Origin of the sequence: Bartonella sp. AP4SXKL (genome assembly GCF_042195845.1) — a bacterium.
Taxonomy (GTDB): domain Bacteria; phylum Pseudomonadota; class Alphaproteobacteria; order Rhizobiales; family Rhizobiaceae; genus Bartonella.
Window position 1 is genome coordinate 39,186 of record NZ_JBHIPA010000012.1, and the last position, 20,379, is coordinate 59,564.

Genomic DNA, 20,379 nt, shown 5'->3' on the forward strand with positions numbered 1-20,379 from the left:
TATCTTAAAATCGACCACGACCGCCTCCAGATTTACCTGCTTTTGCTGCCGCCCCTGCCGCACTTCTAACAGCGTTACCGGCAGCTCCTGAGATTTGTGAAGTGGCACTTTTTACTGCATTGCCACTCGCTCTTGCACCATTGGAAAGCATTGTAAAAATCTGTCCTCCTGAAGAGACACCAGCGTTAAAGTATGGTCCGCCAGAGGCCAGCGCTGTTGCAATACCAGGAAGCGCACGGAAGATAATAACTCCTATGATCGAAATGACGATGACAGGGGGAAAAAGAACATAAATTGATTCATATGAAACTTTGAGAACCTGTAGGATAACTTGACATATAATGGTTCCAAGCATGATTACGAGAACTTGTAAAATGGTAAAATTGATCAAAGTTGTAATCCATGCATCGGAGTATTTTCGCGTTGCATTGAACAAATACAAACTAATGAATAGAGGCCCAAGACCTATAATCATGACGAGTGCAACTTGTGCAAACATTTGCACAATAAAACCACCTATACAAAAAAGAATAACCGCGAGAAGCATGATAGAACCAAGAAGACCCACAATGATCTTTTCAAAAAACCAAGCATTGTATAAGACTTCTTGATAACGCGAACTTGCCTTTAACAAAATATAATCAAAAACATTGGAGCTTGCAGGATTACTGTTAAGCGCATTCCCAATAGCATTGGATAAATCATTGAAGAAAATATCCTTGACATAAGTATTAAATGTATCCGCATTCGTTGCCATTGTTGTAACAACAACGATTTTAACAACATTATTGAGAAGACTATGCATGGAAAGCGCAACGCGACCTGTCATAACATTATAGCCATAAAGAAAGATAAAAATGATTGCGGCGAGATTTAAGGGCGCTGAAATAGCAGAAGACAGCCCACTCACCGTCGTGTCCATCACATTATCAAGGGGTTTTAAAATATACCCAGAAACGCTTTCAAAGGGAGAAAAACTAAAGTCTGACATTTGTACTTGTACTTTCAAGTTTTTCTTTTAATTCTTTTTCTTTTTCTTTTAATTGTGCCTCAAGATATTTATGCTTTTTTTGTTCCTTTTCTTCACGTAATTCATCTTTTGTCTTCGTATCTCTTGCTTGAATCATATCAAGAGACTGAAGTTTTAAAGAAGCTACTTGAAGATCGGCTTGAAGAAGAGAAAGCTTTACTTGAAGATCTTGTCGAAGGGCTTGCAATTCTTCTGGTTTTGTGTCTGGTTTTGATTTAATATTTTCAAGTTGTTGACTTATGTCTTTGATTTTATTTGCAGTGTCAGTTGCGCTTTTATAAATGTTTTCAGCTGTTTCTGATTTTGCAGCATCTAATTTTTGTGTGTTCTCGAGTGCTTGTTTATAATATTCATCCACATCAGGTGTTATTTGCGCTATTGCATGAGAAATAAAAGAAAAAGATAACAGTGTAACTAAGCCATATTTTTTCATTGATTTTTTCTCCTTTGATAAAATATGGGCAGCCATTTGTCAGGGGCAGCTCCATATTCGTTGATAATTTCATTCATGAGTTCAATGTTTTTTGTTGTGCCGCTTAAAACGGCGATCTCATCATTCATTCCACGTAAGTTAAGTTCTGCAACGACGGAACTTTGTCCTTGTTTGATGAGAAAACGACGGGATTCTCTGCTTAACTCTGACTGTATCAGTTCAAATTCACGCTCAGTAAGTTTGAAAGCTTCGACATAATCATTGTAATTTGCTTTTTGATTTGGAAAAAATATTTGGGTGGGGCATTGCTCAATGATTGTGTGCGCGATTGTTGAGTTCAAAGCATCTTTAGGGCTTTGTGTTGCAAAGAGCATCATGCCATTTTGTTTACGAATTGTTTTTAGTCGATCTTGCGCAAAAGCTTTAAATGAATCATCTTCTAAAGCTTTCCAGAATTCATCAACGACGATAATGATGCGCCGCCCATCAATCAAATCAAGAATGCGGTGAAAGAGATACATCATTAAGGGGCGACGAATTTCTTCATTATCTAAGAAATCGGTCATGTCATAGCCAATGAACTGCGCATTTAAATTGAGATCATCTTGATCATTATCAAAAACCCATCCTAAATCATTGCCTCTAATCCAGCGTTGCAGCCGTATGGCAATCCCTTCTTTGGATGTGTTGTCAAAAAATAGTTGAAGGGCACCAAGAGAGCGCTGGGTTGGGGGTAAGTTTTCCAAGGAATCAATGGCTTTGGCGATATCTTGTCGCTCTTCTTCTGTTACGATTTGCCCTTCAGCGGTCACCAGCTTTAAGATCCAATTACGAAGAAAGATTTTATTTTTTTCGGTGTATTCCATGCCCTTTAAGGGAGCAATACCCGTGGGCTGCCCATTTTTTAAAGGTTTATATTTCCCTCCTCCAGCCCGTACAAAAATCTCTGCTCCTTGATCTTTATCAAAAAAAACCATTGTTGGATTGTGTTTTTGTAATTGTGCAAGAAGAAAATTAACAATCACTGTTTTACCAGATCCTGATGGACCACAAACAAATGTGTTTCCAAGATCGCCATAATGAAAATTAAAATAGTAAGGTGAACCAGCCTGTGTTTTTAGCAATGCGACAGCAGCTCCCCAAACATTATCGTTCAGTTTGCCAACAGGGAAAGAATGGAAGGGCGATAAAGCGGCAAAATTTCTGCTGGTAATGGCGCCTGAACGCGCACGATAGCTAAAGTTTCCAGGAAGCTGTGCCCACCATGCTGCTTCCAATCCTAAATCTTCTCTGGCAATCACGGCTCCTCCATTGGTTAAATGGGAACGTGCTTTTGATAAGTTTTCAGACAATATTTTAGGATGATCAGCAAAAACAGCTAAAGAAATGTGGTGTTCTCCCAAAACAAAACGGTTTGATTCTAAATCATCTAGCGCTTCATCCAGTGCATCGATTTGTGAGCTAGCACGGTCAGCTGCATTGATCATTTGATTTTGTTTGCGGCTCATAATCGCACTGGCGGCTGCCTTACTTTTAAAGACAAAGGATTGTGTTAAAATGAATTCAAATGGCACCGTAAGCAGACCATCAGTCATACCTGGGCGTGTTTTAGAAGGATACTCTTTCCATCCAAACATGCCCACAAAGCGTTCATTGCTTTCATGGCGAATTTCGATAATTTCTTTCCCAAAAATAACACGATCCGAGTAAATTGTTGAAGCAATAGTTCCAAATGTGAGAGGAATACGCTCACGTCTTCCCCCCACTAGCTGGTGGAGAAATTCACTTTGTTCAGCAAATAAAAGTCCTTCATGTTCATAGATTGATAGTAGACGGACTTCATACTCTTCCAAACCTTGCATAAGATCTTGACTTAACTCTTCGAGTTTACGAATAGCTTCTTCATCGGGCTCAGATTGTGTTTTCTTCGCTTTGCTCAAGCGCTGAAAAAATGAAACCAGCTTTTCTGTTTTATCCGCGGCCGGATTCCAAACCAGTGAAATAAATAGATCATTTCTATACAGTTCTTGCGAAACCATTTTCTTTTTATATTTTTCATCTAATGTTGTTGCAAAAGATGAAAGAAAATGACCTTCTGGGTATATCGTTTCACGGCGGCGGATGATGTGAGAATATAAAGCAAGCCGTTCATCTGCGATATTTTTTAAAAGGGTGTTTAATTGGTTGTGTAAAGAATTTAATTGATCAATATCCGCGGTGTCGAAATTTATACCCTCAACAGCCATCACAACCATTAAACAGCGTGAATTTAAAGCAACGACATGTTGGTTGATGTAGCGTATATAGGGAATATATTCTTCAGGCAAAGTTTCCCGTTTCATTATTGACATCTGTTTCACCAATTTCGTTCCTTCAGCTTAGTTCCTTATAAGTGCGGATAAGGCGTAAAGGGGAGGTTGAACCTCCTCCCCATCGGTTGAGGTTTTTTTGTTTTCCTCGGGTATTGAGCCATGCAAATAATACGCGAAATTGGTTGTGATCGTACTTTGTCACTTCTCGCAAAATAAAGTGTATCCCAATCCCAAGACCAAACATGGTAAAATCACTGGTCAAAATGAAAAGAATGGATGTCGCCATGACATTGAGCGCCATGGCTTCCATTGTAACACCAGCAAACATGGCTGGGCGCGTACAGGCAAGGAAAAGAGTATCTTCGTTCATTTATGTTGTGCCCGCTAATTTACCGACAAGAGCAGGGGCACCAAAAACAATAGCAATCCCCAGAACACAGTAAGCTGCTTTGCGTAAATCAATAAAGCCGTACATCCAGCCAATCCCCACAGCAGCAACACATATAATAGCAATAAGCTTTGCCGTTGGACCCGTCATCATTGTGACAATGTTGCCTAAAACACCATCAAGATTTCCCAGACCACCTCCACCAGTAGTAGAAGAAGCAGCATAAGAAAAATCAGATACAAAAACTGCCGTAAAAAGCAGCATGGTCACGATAAAAATGATGTTTTGGAATCTATTATCTGTCATTTTACCTCTCTTTAACAAATAATATTTGTTCATATGTCGACATTCCATTGCCTCTAACAAACTGGAAAGTGCTGTCATTTGATGACAGTTTAATTCTTCTCGTTTGTTTGTTTTAAAAGCCTTGATCGTGGATCTGTTCACTCTCAAGCTCTTCTTCGTAAAGAGACAGAAGTCTTTTCAAATTGAGATTGTGTTACATGAAAATGGCAATTTTAAGTTGTGTATATTGGTAAAAATAACAATATTAAAATAATGAAAGAAAGAATATCATTCTTTACAAAATGTAGTTAATCTGCAACACTTATATTTGGATTTTTTCTTTAAAAACAAGGGGATTGCTGATCAATAATCTGACATGATAGGAAAAAAACGAATTTTTTGAGCGAGCGTGTTAAGAGATGCTATTTAAATTGATTGTTATTATTTACATTATGGGGGCTACGGTGTGGGGATTAAGCCAATATAAAGATAAAATGGATTTCAGCATTCTTAAAACATTTGAGACGCAAGATATCCAAGATATTGTCGATCTCTATCGAGAAGAAAAAAAGTTGGGTAGATCTATCACCAAACAGCAATTAGAAAAAAATGAACCAGCTCTCGATGTGCAGAAGAGTGTTTCATTAAATGATGTTGCAAATAATGCTGTTGTTTTTCATGGTAAGGCTTCTGTTACAAGTGGGGTTACATTTAAATTACTGACGCCTGCTGCACAATCTTGGCGCTCACATATCTCCCGTGATATTCATCTTTATGGTGTTGACACATGTGCACCCCGTCAAAAAGCAAGATTAAATGATCAAGAATGGCCCTGTGGTGCGGTTACAACGGCTTGGCTTGTCACCAAAACACTTGGGCAGGATTTATCCTGTAAACAGGCTTTGATGCACAATGGTGTTTATTATGCGCAATGTTTTGTTCAAGGGGTTGATTTAGCTGAGGAAGGTCTTAAAGAAGGTATGTTGGTACTCTCAAAAGAGGGGAAAAATCCTATTCCAGCCCAGTATCATCATGCGGAAGAAAAAGCACGTGGCAATAAGATTGGTCTTTGGTCGAGTGATTTCACTGAACCTTTAAAATGGCGGCGAGATAATGGATCCTATAACCCCTTTGCTAGTCCATGATTGGTTTTAACGAACATATTTACTTAAATTTTTATAGAGAAAACTTTATCAATAAAATTGTACCAAATCGTAGAGCAAATTTGAATAAACGGTGAGATTATTTTCGTTTAGGAAGTAAATGGATGGTACTTCCCTTTTCAAGGGAGGGTTGCTTTCAAAATCGCTTCTCTATTTTTACTTATGTGTTTTATAAAAGCAGGAAAATGTCATTGTTGGTGGCAAAGCATTTTTGAGTATTTGTGTTTGAAGGAGAAAGTGAGGCGATAAAAAACGCTCAAGAAACGGATTTCTAGAGCGGTGTTGATAAAAGTAAAAAATAAACAGATCCCAAAATGGTGTAACGTTTGATATAACGGATAAAATCTTTCACAATGCCTTAAAAGAATTCATAGCAAAAGTTTTTTCATCAGAATTTTTGTCTTCAGGATTGGATCACGTTTTTTACTTCTTTAAAAGTGATCAATCTGTTGCATTCCTTGAAAAGCTTTCATAATTATCTGCTTTTAAATTCAGACTTCCAAATGATGGATGGATTTCAAATAGACTCTACACGAAGAAATCTTCGTAAAATGATTTGCATTGCTGATTGTTTTCTATATATCACAAAACGTTTCTATTTAGGCCTCGATGGAGGAACAATAATCAACATACAAATAGGTAAAAAGAGTTCATACTTTTTTGTTATGGCTTTGTGGTTTAATGATCGTGAGACTTAAGTATTATAATGCTCATAGGCTTTCTATAGGGTTAGGGGCGATGCCTATTGCAATGTAACTATTTGAAATCAGTTGGACAAAAGCATTAATGCGTCTTCTGATTTCATCATTTGTATTCAGTTTGGGCTCTTTCCCTTCTCATTGTATTTTATGACAAACTCATACGATGGCTATTGTGAGCTCTTCTTGCGTTACTTTACTCAGAGTGTTCACTTTGAAAGCAAGCAAGTGATAGTGAGGCTGTATTCTCATACAGTGTGAAAATTCAACCCTCATTTGGGGGGATGATATTAACAGATAAGGTATTTAAAGAGGAGTAAAATGAAAAAAATTATTTATTATGCATGACTCTATTATTCGTCGTGGGGTGTGAAAAACCTATAGCGTAGAAGATTTAAAAAAAGATGCAAAATTAAGAGAAGAATGGGGAACGAAGTGTTCTCTTTCAGGACAAGCTGTTAAGGAATCTAAAAGCTGTCAAAATGTTTTACAAGCAGATACTGAAATGTTTTTCTCGCCAAAGCTTGATGTTACAGACCGTGGTCATGCATCTCAACAGTAAAGTGTGATATAAAAATTCTAAAATAAAGAAGTTACGACTCAACGAATGCTCGCTTCTTCAATTGTTATAGCGGATTTTTTTATCATTTTTCATCTTTCAGATGAGCTCCCCAAATCATATTCGCAATCCTATTGTTTGTTTCATCTTTGTTAGATTGAGGATTATGATCATGAGAAAACAGGATAGCATTGTCTTATAGAAACATCTCTTAAGGTATCCAAGCCTATTTTGCGACGCTGTTCGTAAAGGGTATATAAAAAGCAAGTAAAATAAAATAGTTATGTCTAATATGGGGGAATAGGTGAATCTTGATTCTATTGAGTTTTTTTGCCTCTATCCCTCATCTTTTTGAAGCTTTTTTATCGCCTCTATAGCTAACCTTTTACGGTCTGCGCTCTTTGTGTAAAGAGATGCCATAGCATCATTTGTCCAGCCAAAGAGTGCTTTCAATTGTGATACTGTTGCACCAGAGTTAGCTGCGCGTGTTGCTGCTAATTTTCTTAATCCATGCGCCGATTTTTTAATTCCAGCAGCATTACAAGCGTCTCTAAATGTATCGCCAAAGCTTTCTTTGGAGAGTTTTTGATTAGTTTTACTACAGATGAATGTTTCTACTCCAATAGGACCAGCTTCAAGCGTTTTGGCTAATTCCGGTAAAATAGGTAGAAAGACATCTGTTTGGAATTTACTTTTCTCTGTCTTGAGATGAATAATATTGTCTTTGACATCTTTCCAGCCAATTCGTACCGCATCACCACGACGCAAGCCCGTATATAAAAGAACATCAATCCAGACACGTTCATGGGTACCATGATGCCATTTGTGATAATATTTCTCAACATCTTCTTCTGTCCAAACAGGAAAGCCGCTTTTATTTTTAAGAGGAGGTTTTTTGACGCCTAAAGTTGGATTATTTTCCAAAAGACCTTGATCAATTGCCCAATTAAAAAGTCCATTAAGGGCTTTCAGAAAGTTTCTAGCCATTGCTGGTGTTTCTTTACGCCGTTCAACACCGGCTATAATATGTTTCTTTTCAATTGCTTGGTATGGAATATTTCCTATGGAGTCGCATATCTTCATAAGAATGTATTCTTTTTGTTTCTTTGTAGTATTAGAGTAGCTATGCCAATTAGAGCTGTTAAAGTATTGTTTAAGCAGCCATGCAAATGAACCTTCAACAAGTTTACCGGTTTTGGATTTAGGAAGTATAAGCCCTTGTAACTCGGCAAGTGCGCTTTTGTAGTTATCAACAAACTCTTGCGTTCCATAGGTACCGCGTATTCTAATGCGTTTGCCGTGACCAATACGTACATACCATACAATTTTGCCATGTTGAGTAATTTGTTTAACGAGATGAGGGGGGCGTGGTTTTGGCATGGTGATCACCTATAAGACGATATCAAATTCATAATCATCACGAGATAAATTCCATATTTTATCAGGATGTGCTGTTGAGTTTGGTATTGGAATATCTGCTTTAAGGTAGATAAGCAGTTCACCGGTAGGTTTGATTTCTATGAGTTCGCATTTTTGCTTTTTTGCTTCTCTTAAAGCTCGTGCAATGTCTGCTTGCGTTATGATAGCTTTACGAGGCGCCATATCTTTTCTCCTTACATTGAGATGCAATTCACATGTGGCGTGAATCACGCATTACTTGAAAGTTGTTAGGAAGGGGGGGCTAGGAGCCATTTGTGAAGAGAAGCACCCCCATATGTAAAAAATCTGTAAGTTTATTTTTTAGATGTGCTTAATTTCATATTTCCAATCAGGCAATTGAGTGAGAGCTAATGCGAGTTGTCCTCTATGACACATGCATACATTGGCTTCAAAACAGGTGATTGCAACGCGCTTTTTGTTTAAAAAAATTTGATATAATTTGTTTATTGCACAAGAATTATTCTTGAGAGTTGTATTTCGATAATTTTTAAAAAGGCGGTCATAATCTTTTTGTGTTTTCAAATTTCTTCGTTTTTCAGAGGCAATTCCAAGTTCAGGCATATGCATATATTCAATATCAATGTTGCTTACAGCTTGCTCTAATTGTCTTTTTGAAAATCCGTGTTTTCTACTTATTGGATTTTTACGAACATCACATAAAGTTTTGATATTGTTTTCTATGAGACAACTAAGATAATTCTCAAGGGACCTACCTTCATAGCCAATGGTAAAAAAACAAAATTCCTCATCTTTAGCAGGCTGTATGATAATATGTTCGATGTTACACACGTTTAATTTCCTTATGTGAAAGGGTGGGGGTGCTCGTAGATATGCGGGGAACAAAACACCCCCATAAGGTTAAGCAGCTTTTGTTGAGAGTTGTTTTATCTCTCGTTCTATCTCTGCTAAAAAGGTTTCAACAGCTTGATTGATCTGTTCAATTTGTTGATCATCACGGAGAATACGCTTGACTTTCATGCGTAAGTGAAAGAATTCCCCCGTAAAACGTGGGTCATAGCTTACGAAATCACACCACTTTCGTTCTGTACAAGCCATTTGGAATTGCATTTGTGCGTGATATTCTGGTTTGATTTCGTCACCTATACAAAAGCGCATATGTGTTACTGATCTTGGGCATTTGACTTCGATTAAACCGTCTTCTCCAATGAGACCATCGGGGCTAGCACCCGCCGTTTCTATTGTGGGGTGTTGGATAAAGCCGCACTTTGTTATATCGGCATCATAAATGAAGCCATATTCTCTCAAGGCATCTTCTTCATGTTCAATACCCCATCTCATATCTTCAGTTTCATAATAGGGGCTTGTTTCGCCTGTTAAGCGCTCCGTTATGAGTTTGATTTTGTAGTCTTCATATTTGCTCGTAGGCAATCCTTTTGCTGTCTTACTGATAATGTTGTAAACATTAGATGCGGTGACTTTACCCAAGCGCGCTTGAAACCATTCTGCTGTTCTTTGTTCCATATCACACCGCCGTTCTTTGTTCTTGTGATACATATTCTATATCTTGGACGTGAATATATTCGGCATCTTGTATAGGAACGTATGTTTTCTCTTGTGGTGGGAGAGATTGTAGAGCGCTTTCTCTTTGAATTCTTGGCTTGCTTTCTAATATTTTCAAAACGTCGTCTGCTGTTTCACAAGACATATCTGTTAGCTTTTCTACTTTTGCATAAGAGAGAAGCTTATTTTTATCCGATTCTGTTTGTTCGATTAATTCTTCGATTTTTATAAGCATATCTTGAGAAACCAATTGTTTTGGAATGCTATGGTTTGTTTCATTGATACGTTTTGCTTCATCTTCTTCATAAATACCGGAAAGCCCGAAAGCATAGCGAGCACATTGTATAGTGGCTTTATGGCGCAACATACGTGCTGGATATTTTTGCCATGCTTCACTTTTTTCTTGTTCGCATTCTTTGCGATATTCGGTGACTTCGATAGGGTCTTTAATCCCTTTGAGACGAATAGCACATTTGATAGCAATGATATTCCCATCTTCATTGAGTTGATCTTGAAAGGTCATGCCATCAAAGTCAGGATTTGATTTGATGATCTTTATCCAACCGTCGATAGAAACAACGGGTATGATGCCGCCGCCTTTTTTAGGGAGTGCATAGATTTCTTTTGTTAAAGGGTTAAGTCCATAAGTATTGGCAACAAAAAGAAAAACGGCAAATTCTGCATCAGTGATGACACTAGCATTTTTATATCCAATACAAGTTTTTATGATTGTTTCTCGAAATTCTTCAGCAGAAAATCCATATTTTCCTGCCATTTCTTTTAAAAAAGTGGAATTTGTCATCTTGATTTCCTACATTGCGCGCAATTCACCCGTGGCGTGAATCACGCTGGTGTTAAAAGTTGGTTTGTGTTGCTAGAAAGGAATGTCGTCTTTTGTTGAAGAGTCGCCGTTCTGGGCGGTCATAGTTTGTTTACAATCTTCTGAATTATCATAAATTTTTACATTGCCATAAATTCTTGAATCGGCATAAATAATCACATTTCCATAAATTTGTGTGTGTCCAAAAATATGTCCATCATATATTTTGACGTTATTATAAATTTTTGCATTGCCAAAAATCTCGGCACAATCACCAATTTGTGCTTTATCATAAACCTTAGCACTATCGTAAATCTTGGCACAACAATACGCCTTGGCATCATTATAAATCCAGCAATCGTCTTTTTGACTTAAATTGTCTTCATACTCTACAAAGCCGCCAAGGTCGCCTGCTTTAACATCACCAAAATCTTTTAATGCACGTATGCGGTAAAGCGTAATGTATCCATCAAACTCAATTGTTTCATCAGTAAGTTCATATTTCTTTTCCATGATTACTATTTCTCACGTTCTTCGATTATGGTGGAGCCACTAATTTTACAATTTCCAGCAATGTTTACACGACAGCAAATATATGCTTGATTGTAAATTTTAGCATTTCCGTAAACGTGTACACTTTCCCCTATAACAGAATTCCCATAAATCCGCGCATAGTCAAAAACCTTGGCATTATCTCCAACATAAGCACCACCAACTTCGGCATAATCAGAAACTTGTGCATTGCCATAAACGCGTGCATTCCCATAAACCCGCGCATCATCATAAACTTTGGCATCACCGTAAACGTGTGCATTGCCAAAAATCCAACAGTCTCTCTTATGGCTTAAGTTGCTCTCTTTTTCTATAAAACCGCCGAGGTCACCTTTTTTGACATATCCAAAGTCTCTTAAGGCTCTAATTCGGTGAAGAGTTCTTCCATCAAACACAATTTTTTCATCAGTAAATTCGTATTTTTTCATCTGGTTTGTTACCTAGTTGAGATTCTTTTATCGCCATCAATCCAGTCGTCCCAACATACACATGCTTCACCGTAAATTTTTGCATGACCGTAAACATGCGCATCACCGGAAACTTCTGCATTGCCGTAAACACGCGCCCTATCATAAATGTATGCCTTTTCGTAAACTTGTGCATTGCCATAAACTTCTGCATTATCAAAAACGTGCGGTTCACCGCAAATATATGCATCACCGTAAACTTCTGCATCACCGTAAATGCATGGTTCATCGCAAACTTCTGCTTTGCCATAAATACGAGAATTGTTGTAAACATGTGCATAACCGTAAACTTGTGCATTTTCGTAAACCTTAGCATCACCAAAAACCTTGGCATAACCATAGACTTTTGCATAATCCCCAATCCAGCAATTACCACGATGCGATAGGTTGTCTTCTTTCTCGATATAGCCTCCTAAATCACCTTTCTCGACGTTTCCAAAGTCTCGTAATGCGCGAATGCGGTGGAGAGTTTTGCCCCCAACTTCGATTGTTTCATCAGTAAGTTCATATTTCTTTTCCATAATGATAGCCTCTTAATGCATGCTTTGTCTTTTAAGCTCTTGAGACAGCACCCCCATGCCTTTTGTTGTGATTTTTGCTGAAGGAATGACTTTTTCAGTTCCATTTTCGGTTTGAATAGTGAGGGTTGAGCAATCCATTAGTCCTTTTTGGATTTTATCCTGATAAGGCAATAAGCGATCCCCGAAAGTGCGTCGATACACCCATCCTTTTTTCTGTAGGAAGAGAATGAATTGTTTTGGTTGCATTTCGAGCACTTTAGCGGCTTCAGTAAGACTGAAGAGCCCATCAGAGCGTTGCAAGCTTTCCAGAGCCATTGCTTTTGGTTTTAAATCTTCAATGATGATGTCTTTACGCTCATTTTCATTTTTTAGATGAGTTAATACACCTAACATTACTTGTGGACTTGAGTAATCGATTTGTGGTGTAACAACTTGCTTTGCACGCCGCTCGCATTCAATAAAATATTGACGGGCTTGTTTTCCTTTTTCATTACGCTCTACCATGGAAAGTTCTTTTGCCATTTCCAAGGTGAGATGATAATTAATTGCAATAACAGATCTAGATTTTGCGCTCGCCAAATTTGGTGACCGCAAATCTTGTGTTTTTACAAAGTCTTGTCCTTCTATAAAATTGTATCTGCTAATACGGTCCTTAATCCAATTGGAAAAGTCTCGTTTTGCTTCTAAGAATGCGTGCAAGTCACGAGCATTGACTGTCTGAACGCTTTCTTCGTTAATGGTGTTATTTGTAATAGTGATAGGATTATTCATAAGTTTACTCCATCCGATAATTTAATAAGAGGAAAGAGGGGGGCGCTTTTAAAAACGCCCTCTGTAGTATGTATAATGTGGGTAGTTTGGAATGACATCCGAAAGAGTTAAACGGTGCTGCTGTTCATAAGTACCGTATGTTTCATCTTCATATCGCTGCTGTTCGATTTCTTCTAAAAAAAAACCGTATGCTGTGCTGTGTAGAATAAAGTCATGCGGTATTTTGCCATCAAAACACTTTTGTTCACGTAGTTTGAGATAAAACTCAGCAATATCTTCAGAGATATCTTCGCAACGATTAGTCGTTGGTTCTACGCGCAAAATTTGGACAGCATTATCGGTTTGGTCGATAAAATTGATAATGTCCTTTTCTTCTAATAAAGGACCAGATTTAGCGAGATTTTGTTCTTCATTTTCGCACATCACTAAGAGAATTTCATCAGAATTTATAAACACTGGTTTATTCACAAATGCCTCCATACTGCCTATTGGCAAAAGTTATTTTCTAAGATATGGAACATATGTATGCGCATATTGCACATATGTCAACAATAAAATGTGCAACATGAACATATTTAGTGAGTATTATATTATTTTGGGATATATAAAATGGATGATATTGATAACCTTATAATGGAGGCAGTGAATAAGCTTAGTATAGATAAAAAAAGAAGGTTAATTATTATTCTTCGTCTTTTAGAGTATCTAAAATGCGAAGAAGCCACTGCTTTTTTTCAGGAGATATATTTTTTAGAGCGTTAAAAACTTCTTCTTGAAGTTCGCGGTCTGAAAGAGCAGTTGTAGATTTTGTTTTTATCCCCTGTCCTTCACCAGTCAATAACCAACCTGTACTTACGTTAAAAGCTTTTGCGTATCGACTTGCGGCTTTATTGATGCCGCGAACTCCTTGTTCATGTTGTATATAAGTGTAATATGGCCAGCCGTAATATTGAGCTGCGGCTCGGGCAGATTTAAATCCTTTGGCAATTCTTGCTTCTGTTAAGCGTATAGCTTGGTCGGGTTTTTGTTCTTGCATTCTGACAACTCCTTTCCATTCATAATGCACATATTATATGTGCTTTTCGACTTGACTTTTTTCTGTGCACATTGCACACTTAATTTTATGAATAAGATAGAAGCAAAAAAAATACGCAAACGCCTTAATCTTACGCTGGACGAAATGGCAGCGTTATTAGGCGTTAACAAATCAACAGTATGGCGTTGGGAAAAATATGGTGTTCCTTCAAGAGGGGCAGTGGCTTATCTTTTAAAATCTTTATGCGATCAAGAGCAACACCCCCCAATGTCGAAAATTTGCAAGAGCTGCGGTGTTGATCACACCGGAGAAACTTTACAGCATTAAGGAGATAAAGATGAGTTCGAATGAAATTTTATGGATAGCAGTGGTTTCAGTTTTGCTCTTAAGCGGAGTGATGTTTCGTATTGCATTGCATTATCGCGATCAAGTTAAAGCACTTAAAGAGCAGGTTCAAGATATTAAGAAAAAAATGAAAGAGAATGAGTTTAGGTATTTAAAGGAAAGCAAGCAGACAATTGATGAATGTGATGCGGATCTTGAAGAACGTGACAAGGAAATTAAACAACTGAAGCAAGAGATTGAAGAACGTGACGAGGAAATTAAACAACTGAAACAAAAGACTGAAGAGCATGAAAAGGCGTTCAGAAATGTAAGTGAAGTTGTAATGACACTCGAAGCAGATGTTCAATCACGTGATACGGAAATTAAAGAATTGAAGCAAAAGATAGATGCGTATCGAGAAGATTTTACACGGAAAAGTGAAAAGATACAGGCACTAAAAGCAGATGTTCAATCACGCGACGAGGAAGTTGAAAGACTAACACAAAAGCTTAAACAGCGTGATGAAGCAGTAAAAGCGCCGGCTCGTAAAAATAAGAAGAAGGGTAAGTGAGGAGAGAAAGATGAGTTTAGTAGCAATTGTTATTTCCTTAATTGCGAATGTGATTTCGTTTTATGCTGTTCATGACTCTTCTAAAAGAGTGCGAAGGCTTAGAAAAGAGCTAGCAGAAAAAAATGAGTTAATAATGTCACAAAAAGCATTGATGGAAGGACAGCTAGCAGAAAATGAAGAGAAAATACAACATTTACAAGAATTACAAGCAAACGTGCAAGAATGTTTAGAGAAAAGCACTAAAGGGCAAGAATGTGTGATGTCATATGAAAATATTTATGAAAATATTCAAGTCTCTAAAGCTGTTCGTACGCTTGTAAGAGAGTTTATAGAACTAAATCCCATTACAGATGAACAAGAAGATAGATCGCAGGAATTATTGCAACAATTAATGAGGGATGAGCAGACAAAGATTCAAGCAATTAAAGTTGTTAGAGCTTTTGAAGAATGGTTTATACCACGAAATACCATTACATTTGCACAACTAGACTATTGGCCGAGGTCTCAAGAGTTATTGGGGCATTTATTGGGGTTAAAGCCACTGACATGGGAAGATCTTGCTAAAAAAAGTCCTGAGGAACAACAGAGCTATCTCGTACCTGGGAAAACTATAGTGGATTGAAAGCATTTTTTAAACGAATACAGTGAGCGAAAAAATTCACTTTTTCTGGTGGATTTTCAGGATCTATAGCAGTGTGTTCCATAGTAAATATTAGATAAATTAATGGATTTTTCTTGAGAGGCGAAATGGTAAGAATTAGTTCTAATGAGCCAAAAGCTATGAGGCTAAATGGGTCAATATCTCCATGTATTAGAGGCTCTGTTTGGGGTTGTTTAAAACAGAGGTATTTGGAGCTTTGGGGCTGGATTTGGTATATATCTCCGAGGGGAAAAACGGTTGAATCAGTAAATCCACGATAGACTGCGTGAATAAATTTATAATTTCTATCATTCTCTATACTGATGGAATTAATTTTAATTATGTGTTTTGTAGGATTTGCAATGGTTAATAATATATCAATTAATAATTGTGATTTATTATCAGGATCATTATGCATCACTATACGCTGTACAAAAACATTAAGTTTTCTCTGCTCTAGAATTTCTGTCTGTTTTTCTAGAACGTTAGCAAGCTTTTCCATTGATATTGCTTGTTGTTTAGTTGAATTAGCTATGTCCATGGCATTAGCTAATTCTGTTTCAAATTTTTCTCGGTCTTCTCTTCTGAACTTTGCAGCTTCTATTCGATCTTCATTTCTTAAATTCAATGTCTGTTTAATAGAACGAAAAGAAAAAATTGCGGATAATAAAGCACCAACCGAAGAAAGTGCAGAAAATAAAACAGAAAACGCAGAAAATAATACAGGATGCTGTTCTATCCAATTTAAAACCGCTTGCATATTTCTTACACCCTTCTTTCCTTCATTTTCAGAAAAAAACAATCCTATAAAACACATTTTGTATGGAGCGGCGTGGTGATTAACACGATTCTTTGTTTTGATCTAGGTACCAAAACGGGGTGGGCGATACGTGGTGCAAGTGGTGACATGTTCAGTGGTACCGTGAATTTTCAATCGCGCCGTTTTGAAGGCGGTGGAATGCGTTACTTGCGCTTTAAGCAATGGCTATCAGAAATAAAGCAGACAGCAGGTCAAATTGACGTGGTGTATTTTGAAGAGGTGAGGCGTCATAAAGGTACAGATGCAGCGCATGTTTACGGTGGTTTGTTAGCAACGTTAACGGCGTGGTGTGAACAGCATCAGATACCGTATGAGGGGATACCAGTAAGTACGATTAAGAAAGCGACGACAGGCAAGGGGAATGCGTCGAAAGAAGAGATGATTAAGGCGGTGCGTGCAAAAGGGCACAATCCGAAAGATGATAACGAAGCAGATGCTTTAGCAATTTTATATTTAGTTAAAGAAAGGGAATTGGGGTATGTCCATTAAATTACCATGGACGAGGCTTTTTGCAGACAAGTGGGCAATAGTTGTTGATTATTTGCCTGCTGTAGAGGGCAATATCTATATGCGATTACGGTTACGTATGTTGCGTACTGGTGAACCTCTTTTTTATAATATTAAAGTTTTATCTCATTACACTGGTTATTCAGTGAAGAAGTTTGAAGCGGCACTGAATGTTTTGCTTGAAGAAGGATATTTCATTCGTTTAGCAGATGGTCGCTTGTGGAATTTAGATGTTGAAGAAGAGCTTACTAACTCTCATGAGAGTTTAGAAAAGGTATCAAAAGCATCACGATCAAAGAGATTATCGGAGAGAGCAAAGAAAGCAGCGCAGGCAAGATGGGATAAACATACAACTTATACTTGTGATGCTTGTGATGATGCTCAAGTTACTGAAAATACTGATAAAAACGATGCTAAAGCAATGCTTAATGATGCTAAAACGATGCTTAATGATGCTAAGCATGCTAAGCATGATGCTAAAGCGATGCTTAATGATGCCTATATATATAACAATAACATTAACAATAACAATAAAAATAAAACTATTATTTTATCAAAAAGAGAAATTGATTTTGAAAATTTAGAAACAAACGATTTTGTTGAAAAGGCAATCGAGTGTGATGATGTTCAATCAGAACAAATCAAAACGATAGAAACCAAACAACCAATCATTCGCGAGCAAAATATCAATCTTTCAAACGAAGTTAACAACCGATGGCAAATTAACGAAGCGATGATTGCGAAATTGCCTTCACGAAAAGTTAAAAAGGTTGGAAAACAACTTTCAGAAATCGTTGATAAGATAATGCCTGCTTATTTTCCAGAGAAAGCAAACTTTTTTGAAGGAACAAAGAAAATAAGGGAAAAACAAGAAGTTGAAAGAATACTAGAAGATTTCAAACCCGATTTTCAATACGCAACTGAACAAGGATTAACGCATGATGAAGCCTTATCAGAATTTGAAAAATTTGTACGCTTTTCAAAATCCAACCCATGTCGAAATGCAAATGAACGCGATTGGCAAAGCGCTTGGGATAATTGGATTACGCATCCAAAATATGGATTGGTAATTAAGAAACACAAAAAATCAGAAGTGAAAAAACTATATGAAAGCGCATGTTATAAACCACCGTCAAACAATTTCGCAAATAACCTTTCAGAAAGCTTCAATCAACTTGCAACAGCGATCTACGCTTAAAGACACTTATGGATCCGAAAAAACAGCAAAGTAGTGAAGTTTGCTGATGATTTTGAGAATATATATGCGTTTAAATTGACAGAAAGGCACCGTACAGAGCGATTTAAAGATTTTGTGATAAAAACCACATTGAAATTAAAAACGCTTCTGTACGGTCCATTTTGAGGCAAATAAACCCATTGGTAAAGTTATGGATTTAGATAGGGGATATTAAACCAGATGTTTTTAAAAAAACGTAAACAGAAGGGGGGAAAAAAGTTCGTTGCAACGGCGGTGGGGCATGCCCCATGGGGATTAGGGGTAGCAGAGTATTTTTACAATCTTTACGAATATGATGATGGTACAAGAGAATATGAAGAATTTGACGGTGGTCAGTATCATGAGATGCCTGAGAATGTTGATTACAGTACCAAGGCGCAAGTGAAAGCTTGGATATACGGTGGTGATTTGCCAAGAAGCGTATTGAGTTGCGAAGCGTTGATAGACGAGGTGAATAGGGAAATCAAAAAACGTACAGTTAAAGCAGTGAAAACTTATGATGATATAGACAACGAGCTAGAGAAAGCACTTGGTATTCAATTAGGTAGGTATCAAAATGAAAAAAAGTGAAAAAAATAAAAAATACGTATTGACTTTAAAGAAAAGCTCGTTTATTAAGGTCAGCAAGTGCTAAAAACACTTGTGATAAGCGGATAAACCACGATAAGGTTTTTCCCATCTTCAAAATACTGACTTTCTTTTATGCTATCATTGGCATATAACGGTTATGTCGGGTGTAGCTATGCCATACAATACCCTTCGCGAGGGAAAAGCATAGCGGCGGACTTATCACCGTGTTTTTAGCACCCGACGCCCTTATGGGCTGTTAATTAAAAACTTCATTGATAAGGATTACTAGCATGAACGCTACAGTTAAAAATCAAGAAACTTCTCCAAAATATCAACTCACCAATCAAACAATTCTTCGCGAAGGTAAAAAACTTTATCGCATTAAGGCGTTAAGAGATTTTGGTGATGTTAAAGCTGGTCAACTTGGTGGCTATATTGAATCTGAAGAAAATCTTTCCCATGATGGTAATTGCTGGGTTGGTGATCAGGCCATTGTTGTGAGCCCTGGTCGTGTTTACGAAAATGCGCAGGTTTATGGCAATGCAGGTGTTGGTGGTTTTGTATATGGTAATGCTCGCGTCTACGATTCAGCAAAGGTTTTTGCCAATGCCCATGTGTATGATAATGCCCATGTTTTCGATAGTGCAAAAATTGTAAGTAAAGTGCATGTTTATGAAAATGCCAATGCATGTGGCATGGCTATTGTTACTAAGAATATTTGTGGTGACACAATGAATAATGTTTATACAGAACGCCTTTCTCCTTATGGTGAAATTTGCTTTGTTATGTGTCGTCCTCATAGGAAAACAGCTTAAATAACGGCGCGGGCGCGGCGGGGGCGCCTGCTTATAACCATTTCATTTAAAAATTTGTTTGAATATTAGATTAGGGAGCTACCTATGACCACTAAAAATGTATCTAAAAAATATGAGCTTATAAATGAAAGTCACGTTAAAGGGATTACTTTATACCGCATTCGTGCTTTAAAAGACTTTGCTGATGTTAAAGCTGGTGATTTAGGCGGCTTTATTGAAAAGGAAGATAACCTTTCTCATGATGGCAATTGCTGGGTTTATGATAATGCTTGTGTTGTAAAATCTGGTCGTGTTTATGAAAATGCAAGAGTATATGGCAACGCTGTCATTGGTGGTTTTGTTTATGGCAATGCGCATGTATATGATAAAACCCGCGTGTATTTTGGAGCTCATGTTTATGATAATGCGCATCTTTCTGATAAGGTGTGGGTTTATCAATATGCAAGGGTTTATGGGAATGCAAAATTAACAGGAAGTGCACGCATTTATAGCAAGGCTGAGGTTTATGATCATGCTGTTGTAAGTAGCTCTTCAAAAATTTATGGCAAGGTTTATGGCAATGCTAGCGTGGGTGGGTATGTTAAGGTCTATGGTTCTGTTTATGGCAATGCTAAAGTGACTGGTTATCACACCATTAGAGGTTTGGTACATGGCAATGCAAGATTAAAAAGAAATGAGTATTCATATACAGAACAAAACCCTTATTATGCATATGGAATTCCTGAAGATTGTGAAATTTATGAAAACGATACCGTTGTAAAGATTAGTGAAAAAGCAGCGTAAATAAAATAACGGGGCGGGGGGCTGCTTTATAGCAAAAAAGCCGCGCCTTTAAAGGACACGGCTTTTGTTTGCAACTGGAAACTTATACATTTTAAATGCTAAAATATATTACACAA

Annotated in this window: 26 protein-coding genes and 1 pseudogene; 10 read left to right on the plus strand and 17 right to left on the minus strand. The window is 37.4% G+C overall.

The window, feature by feature from the left end; genetic code table 11:
• Positions 1-4: 4 nt before the first annotated feature.
• The 5 genes from ACFIMI_RS07175 to ACFIMI_RS07195 are packed head-to-tail and all read right to left on the minus strand — an operon-like array spanning position 5 to position 4,469.
• Entirely contained in the window at positions 5-991 is a 987-nt protein-coding gene (locus tag ACFIMI_RS07175; RefSeq protein ID WP_375610597.1) for a type IV secretion system protein, read from the minus strand.
• On the minus strand, positions 978-1,463 hold the full coding sequence (locus ACFIMI_RS07180) for a type IV secretion system protein VirB5 (protein WP_375613569.1): 486 nt from the start codon (positions 1,461-1,463) through the stop codon (positions 978-980). The genes ACFIMI_RS07175 and ACFIMI_RS07180 overlap by 14 nt, the downstream gene beginning before the upstream one ends.
• Positions 1,460-3,814 (minus strand): VirB4 family type IV secretion/conjugal transfer ATPase, encoded by a 2,355-nt coding sequence (locus ACFIMI_RS07185; RefSeq protein WP_375613568.1) that lies wholly within the window; start codon positions 3,812-3,814, stop codon positions 1,460-1,462. The genes ACFIMI_RS07180 and ACFIMI_RS07185 overlap by 4 nt, the downstream gene beginning before the upstream one ends.
• A gap of 22 nt (positions 3,815-3,836) precedes the next feature.
• Positions 3,837-4,145 carry a type IV secretion system protein VirB3 gene (locus ACFIMI_RS07190; protein WP_273723684.1) on the minus strand — a complete coding sequence of 103 codons (309 nt, stop codon included), beginning with the start codon at positions 4,143-4,145 and terminating at the stop codon, positions 3,837-3,839.
• On the minus strand, positions 4,146-4,469 hold the full coding sequence (locus tag ACFIMI_RS07195) for a TrbC/VirB2 family protein (protein ID WP_375613587.1): 324 nt from the start codon (positions 4,467-4,469) through the stop codon (positions 4,146-4,148).
• 398 nt (positions 4,470-4,867) lie between these two features.
• Here ACFIMI_RS07195 and ACFIMI_RS07200 point away from each other — a divergent pair, with 398 nt between their 5' ends.
• Entirely contained in the window at positions 4,868-5,593 is a 726-nt protein-coding gene (locus ACFIMI_RS07200) for a hypothetical protein (RefSeq protein WP_375613567.1), read from the plus strand.
• Between the two features lie 1,149 nt (positions 5,594-6,742).
• Positions 6,743-6,871 (plus strand): annotated as a pseudogene (locus ACFIMI_RS07205) (hypothetical protein); the annotation flags it as partial.
• 333 nt (positions 6,872-7,204) lie between these two features.
• Here the strand turns inward: ACFIMI_RS07205 and ACFIMI_RS07210 are convergent.
• The 11 genes from ACFIMI_RS07210 to ACFIMI_RS07260 form a co-directional block, all read right to left on the minus strand.
• Positions 7,205-8,248, minus strand: coding sequence for a tyrosine-type recombinase/integrase (locus ACFIMI_RS07210; RefSeq protein ID WP_375664031.1), 1,044 nt, complete (start codon positions 8,246-8,248; stop codon positions 7,205-7,207).
• A 9-nt stretch (positions 8,249-8,257) separates the two neighbouring features.
• A complete protein-coding gene (locus tag ACFIMI_RS07215; protein WP_375634357.1) occupies positions 8,258-8,470 on the minus strand; it encodes a hypothetical protein in 213 nt (70 codons plus the stop codon).
• A 138-nt stretch (positions 8,471-8,608) separates the two neighbouring features.
• The gene (locus ACFIMI_RS07220) at positions 8,609-9,097 is read right to left on the minus strand and encodes a DUF488 family protein (RefSeq protein ID WP_273791658.1); all 489 of its coding nucleotides are present in this window, start codon (positions 9,095-9,097) and stop codon (positions 8,609-8,611) included.
• Positions 9,098-9,166: 69 nt separating this feature from the next.
• Positions 9,167-9,790 (minus strand): lambda exonuclease family protein, encoded by a 624-nt coding sequence (locus tag ACFIMI_RS07225; RefSeq protein ID WP_375692392.1) that lies wholly within the window; start codon positions 9,788-9,790, stop codon positions 9,167-9,169.
• 1 nt (position 9,791) lies between these two features.
• Entirely contained in the window at positions 9,792-10,631 is an 840-nt protein-coding gene (locus ACFIMI_RS07230) for a recombinase RecT (RefSeq protein WP_375681006.1), read from the minus strand.
• A 72-nt stretch (positions 10,632-10,703) separates the two neighbouring features.
• Positions 10,704-11,162, minus strand: a complete 459-nt coding sequence (locus ACFIMI_RS07235) for a hypothetical protein (RefSeq protein WP_375637977.1) — start codon at positions 11,160-11,162, stop codon at positions 10,704-10,706.
• Positions 11,163-11,167: 5 nt separating this feature from the next.
• Positions 11,168-11,629 (minus strand): hypothetical protein, encoded by a 462-nt coding sequence (locus ACFIMI_RS07240; RefSeq protein WP_375692393.1) that lies wholly within the window; start codon positions 11,627-11,629, stop codon positions 11,168-11,170.
• An 8-nt stretch (positions 11,630-11,637) separates the two neighbouring features.
• The gene (locus ACFIMI_RS07245; RefSeq protein ID WP_375655515.1) at positions 11,638-12,189 is read right to left on the minus strand and encodes a hypothetical protein; all 552 of its coding nucleotides are present in this window, start codon (positions 12,187-12,189) and stop codon (positions 11,638-11,640) included.
• Positions 12,190-12,201: 12 nt separating this feature from the next.
• Positions 12,202-12,960 carry an antA/AntB antirepressor family protein gene (locus tag ACFIMI_RS07250; RefSeq protein ID WP_375635088.1) on the minus strand — a complete coding sequence of 253 codons (759 nt, stop codon included), beginning with the start codon at positions 12,958-12,960 and terminating at the stop codon, positions 12,202-12,204.
• Between the two features lie 48 nt (positions 12,961-13,008).
• Positions 13,009-13,428, minus strand: coding sequence for a hypothetical protein (locus ACFIMI_RS07255; protein WP_375613784.1), 420 nt, complete (start codon positions 13,426-13,428; stop codon positions 13,009-13,011).
• 214 nt (positions 13,429-13,642) lie between these two features.
• Entirely contained in the window at positions 13,643-13,996 is a 354-nt protein-coding gene (locus ACFIMI_RS07260; protein ID WP_273791732.1) for an XRE family transcriptional regulator, read from the minus strand.
• 87 nt (positions 13,997-14,083) lie between these two features.
• On the opposite strand from ACFIMI_RS07260, the gene ACFIMI_RS07265 reads away from it, so the two are divergent.
• Genes ACFIMI_RS07265 through ACFIMI_RS07275 form a run of 3 tightly spaced genes read left to right on the plus strand, consistent with a single transcriptional unit; the run spans position 14,084 to position 15,513 of the window.
• On the plus strand, positions 14,084-14,323 hold the full coding sequence (locus ACFIMI_RS07265) for a helix-turn-helix domain-containing protein (RefSeq protein WP_375610978.1): 240 nt from the start codon (positions 14,084-14,086) through the stop codon (positions 14,321-14,323).
• A gap of 10 nt (positions 14,324-14,333) precedes the next feature.
• Entirely contained in the window at positions 14,334-14,891 is a 558-nt protein-coding gene (locus tag ACFIMI_RS07270; RefSeq protein WP_375635079.1) for a hypothetical protein, read from the plus strand.
• 10 nt (positions 14,892-14,901) lie between these two features.
• Positions 14,902-15,513: a hypothetical protein gene (locus ACFIMI_RS07275; RefSeq protein ID WP_375610980.1), complete on the plus strand. Its 612-nt coding sequence runs from the start codon at positions 14,902-14,904 to the stop codon at positions 15,511-15,513.
• Here the strand turns inward: ACFIMI_RS07275 and ACFIMI_RS07280 are convergent.
• Positions 15,500-16,291 (minus strand): hypothetical protein, encoded by a 792-nt coding sequence (locus ACFIMI_RS07280; protein WP_375632835.1) that lies wholly within the window; start codon positions 16,289-16,291, stop codon positions 15,500-15,502. The two genes, ACFIMI_RS07275 and ACFIMI_RS07280, sit on opposite strands and share 14 nt — an antisense overlap.
• Before the next feature lie 75 nt (positions 16,292-16,366).
• Here ACFIMI_RS07280 and ACFIMI_RS07285 point away from each other — a divergent pair, with 75 nt between their 5' ends.
• The 5 genes from ACFIMI_RS07285 to ACFIMI_RS07305 all read left to right on the plus strand — a co-directional run bounded on the left by ACFIMI_RS07285 (position 16,367) and on the right by ACFIMI_RS07305 (position 20,263).
• Positions 16,367-16,840: a crossover junction endodeoxyribonuclease RuvC gene (locus ACFIMI_RS07285; protein WP_375664595.1), complete on the plus strand. Its 474-nt coding sequence runs from the start codon at positions 16,367-16,369 to the stop codon at positions 16,838-16,840.
• Between the two features lie 97 nt (positions 16,841-16,937).
• A complete protein-coding gene (locus ACFIMI_RS07290; RefSeq protein WP_375692394.1) occupies positions 16,938-18,056 on the plus strand; it encodes a hypothetical protein in 1,119 nt (372 codons plus the stop codon).
• Positions 18,057-18,275: 219 nt separating this feature from the next.
• Positions 18,276-18,665, plus strand: a complete 390-nt coding sequence (locus ACFIMI_RS07295) for a hypothetical protein (protein ID WP_375651415.1) — start codon at positions 18,276-18,278, stop codon at positions 18,663-18,665.
• Between the two features lie 290 nt (positions 18,666-18,955).
• The gene (locus tag ACFIMI_RS07300; protein ID WP_375651416.1) at positions 18,956-19,480 is read left to right on the plus strand and encodes a hypothetical protein; all 525 of its coding nucleotides are present in this window, start codon (positions 18,956-18,958) and stop codon (positions 19,478-19,480) included.
• 84 nt (positions 19,481-19,564) lie between these two features.
• Positions 19,565-20,263 (plus strand): hypothetical protein, encoded by a 699-nt coding sequence (locus tag ACFIMI_RS07305; RefSeq protein WP_375681532.1) that lies wholly within the window; start codon positions 19,565-19,567, stop codon positions 20,261-20,263.
• Positions 20,264-20,379 lie beyond the last annotated feature (116 nt).

Bases quoted from the DNA above. Each gene is read 5' to 3' on its own strand.
- ACFIMI_RS07185 (WP_375613568.1), bottom strand. From the start codon at position 3,814: ATGTCAATAATGAAACGGGAAACTTTGCCTGAAGAATATATTCCCTAT.
- ACFIMI_RS07270 (WP_375635079.1), top strand. From the start codon at position 14,334: ATGAGTTCGAATGAAATTTTATGGATAGCAGTGGTTTCAGTTTTGCTC.
- ACFIMI_RS07265 (WP_375610978.1), top strand. From the start codon at position 14,084: ATGAATAAGATAGAAGCAAAAAAAATACGCAAACGCCTTAATCTTACG.
- ACFIMI_RS07280 (WP_375632835.1), bottom strand. From the start codon at position 16,291: ATGCAAGCGGTTTTAAATTGGATAGAACAGCATCCTGTATTATTTTCT.
- ACFIMI_RS07240 (WP_375692393.1), bottom strand. From the start codon at position 11,629: ATGAAAAAATACGAATTTACTGATGAAAAAATTGTGTTTGATGGAAGA.
- ACFIMI_RS07175 (WP_375610597.1), bottom strand. From the start codon at position 991: ATGTCAGACTTTAGTTTTTCTCCCTTTGAAAGCGTTTCTGGGTATATT.
- ACFIMI_RS07305 (WP_375681532.1), top strand. From the start codon at position 19,565: ATGACCACTAAAAATGTATCTAAAAAATATGAGCTTATAAATGAAAGT.
- ACFIMI_RS07225 (WP_375692392.1), bottom strand. From the start codon at position 9,790: ATGGAACAAAGAACAGCAGAATGGTTTCAAGCGCGCTTGGGTAAAGTC.
- ACFIMI_RS07200 (WP_375613567.1), top strand. From the start codon at position 4,868: ATGCTATTTAAATTGATTGTTATTATTTACATTATGGGGGCTACGGTG.
- ACFIMI_RS07290 (WP_375692394.1), top strand. From the start codon at position 16,938: ATGTTGCGTACTGGTGAACCTCTTTTTTATAATATTAAAGTTTTATCT.
- ACFIMI_RS07195 (WP_375613587.1), bottom strand. From the start codon at position 4,469: ATGACAGATAATAGATTCCAAAACATCATTTTTATCGTGACCATGCTG.
- ACFIMI_RS07190 (WP_273723684.1), bottom strand. From the start codon at position 4,145: ATGAACGAAGATACTCTTTTCCTTGCCTGTACGCGCCCAGCCATGTTT.
- ACFIMI_RS07215 (WP_375634357.1), bottom strand. From the start codon at position 8,470: ATGGCGCCTCGTAAAGCTATCATAACGCAAGCAGACATTGCACGAGCT.
- ACFIMI_RS07180 (WP_375613569.1), bottom strand. From the start codon at position 1,463: ATGAAAAAATATGGCTTAGTTACACTGTTATCTTTTTCTTTTATTTCT.
- ACFIMI_RS07235 (WP_375637977.1), bottom strand. From the start codon at position 11,162: ATGGAAAAGAAATATGAACTTACTGATGAAACAATTGAGTTTGATGGA.
- ACFIMI_RS07300 (WP_375651416.1), top strand. From the start codon at position 18,956: ATGAACGCTACAGTTAAAAATCAAGAAACTTCTCCAAAATATCAACTC.
- ACFIMI_RS07260 (WP_273791732.1), bottom strand. From the start codon at position 13,996: ATGCAAGAACAAAAACCCGACCAAGCTATACGCTTAACAGAAGCAAGA.
- ACFIMI_RS07245 (WP_375655515.1), bottom strand. From the start codon at position 12,189: ATGGAAAAGAAATATGAACTTACTGATGAAACAATCGAAGTTGGGGGC.
- ACFIMI_RS07250 (WP_375635088.1), bottom strand. From the start codon at position 12,960: ATGAATAATCCTATCACTATTACAAATAACACCATTAACGAAGAAAGC.
- ACFIMI_RS07210 (WP_375664031.1), bottom strand. From the start codon at position 8,248: ATGCCAAAACCACGCCCCCCTCATCTCGTTAAACAAATTACTCAACAT.
- ACFIMI_RS07230 (WP_375681006.1), bottom strand. From the start codon at position 10,631: ATGACAAATTCCACTTTTTTAAAAGAAATGGCAGGAAAATATGGATTT.
- ACFIMI_RS07295 (WP_375651415.1), top strand. From the start codon at position 18,276: ATGTTTTTAAAAAAACGTAAACAGAAGGGGGGAAAAAAGTTCGTTGCA.
- ACFIMI_RS07275 (WP_375610980.1), top strand. From the start codon at position 14,902: ATGAGTTTAGTAGCAATTGTTATTTCCTTAATTGCGAATGTGATTTCG.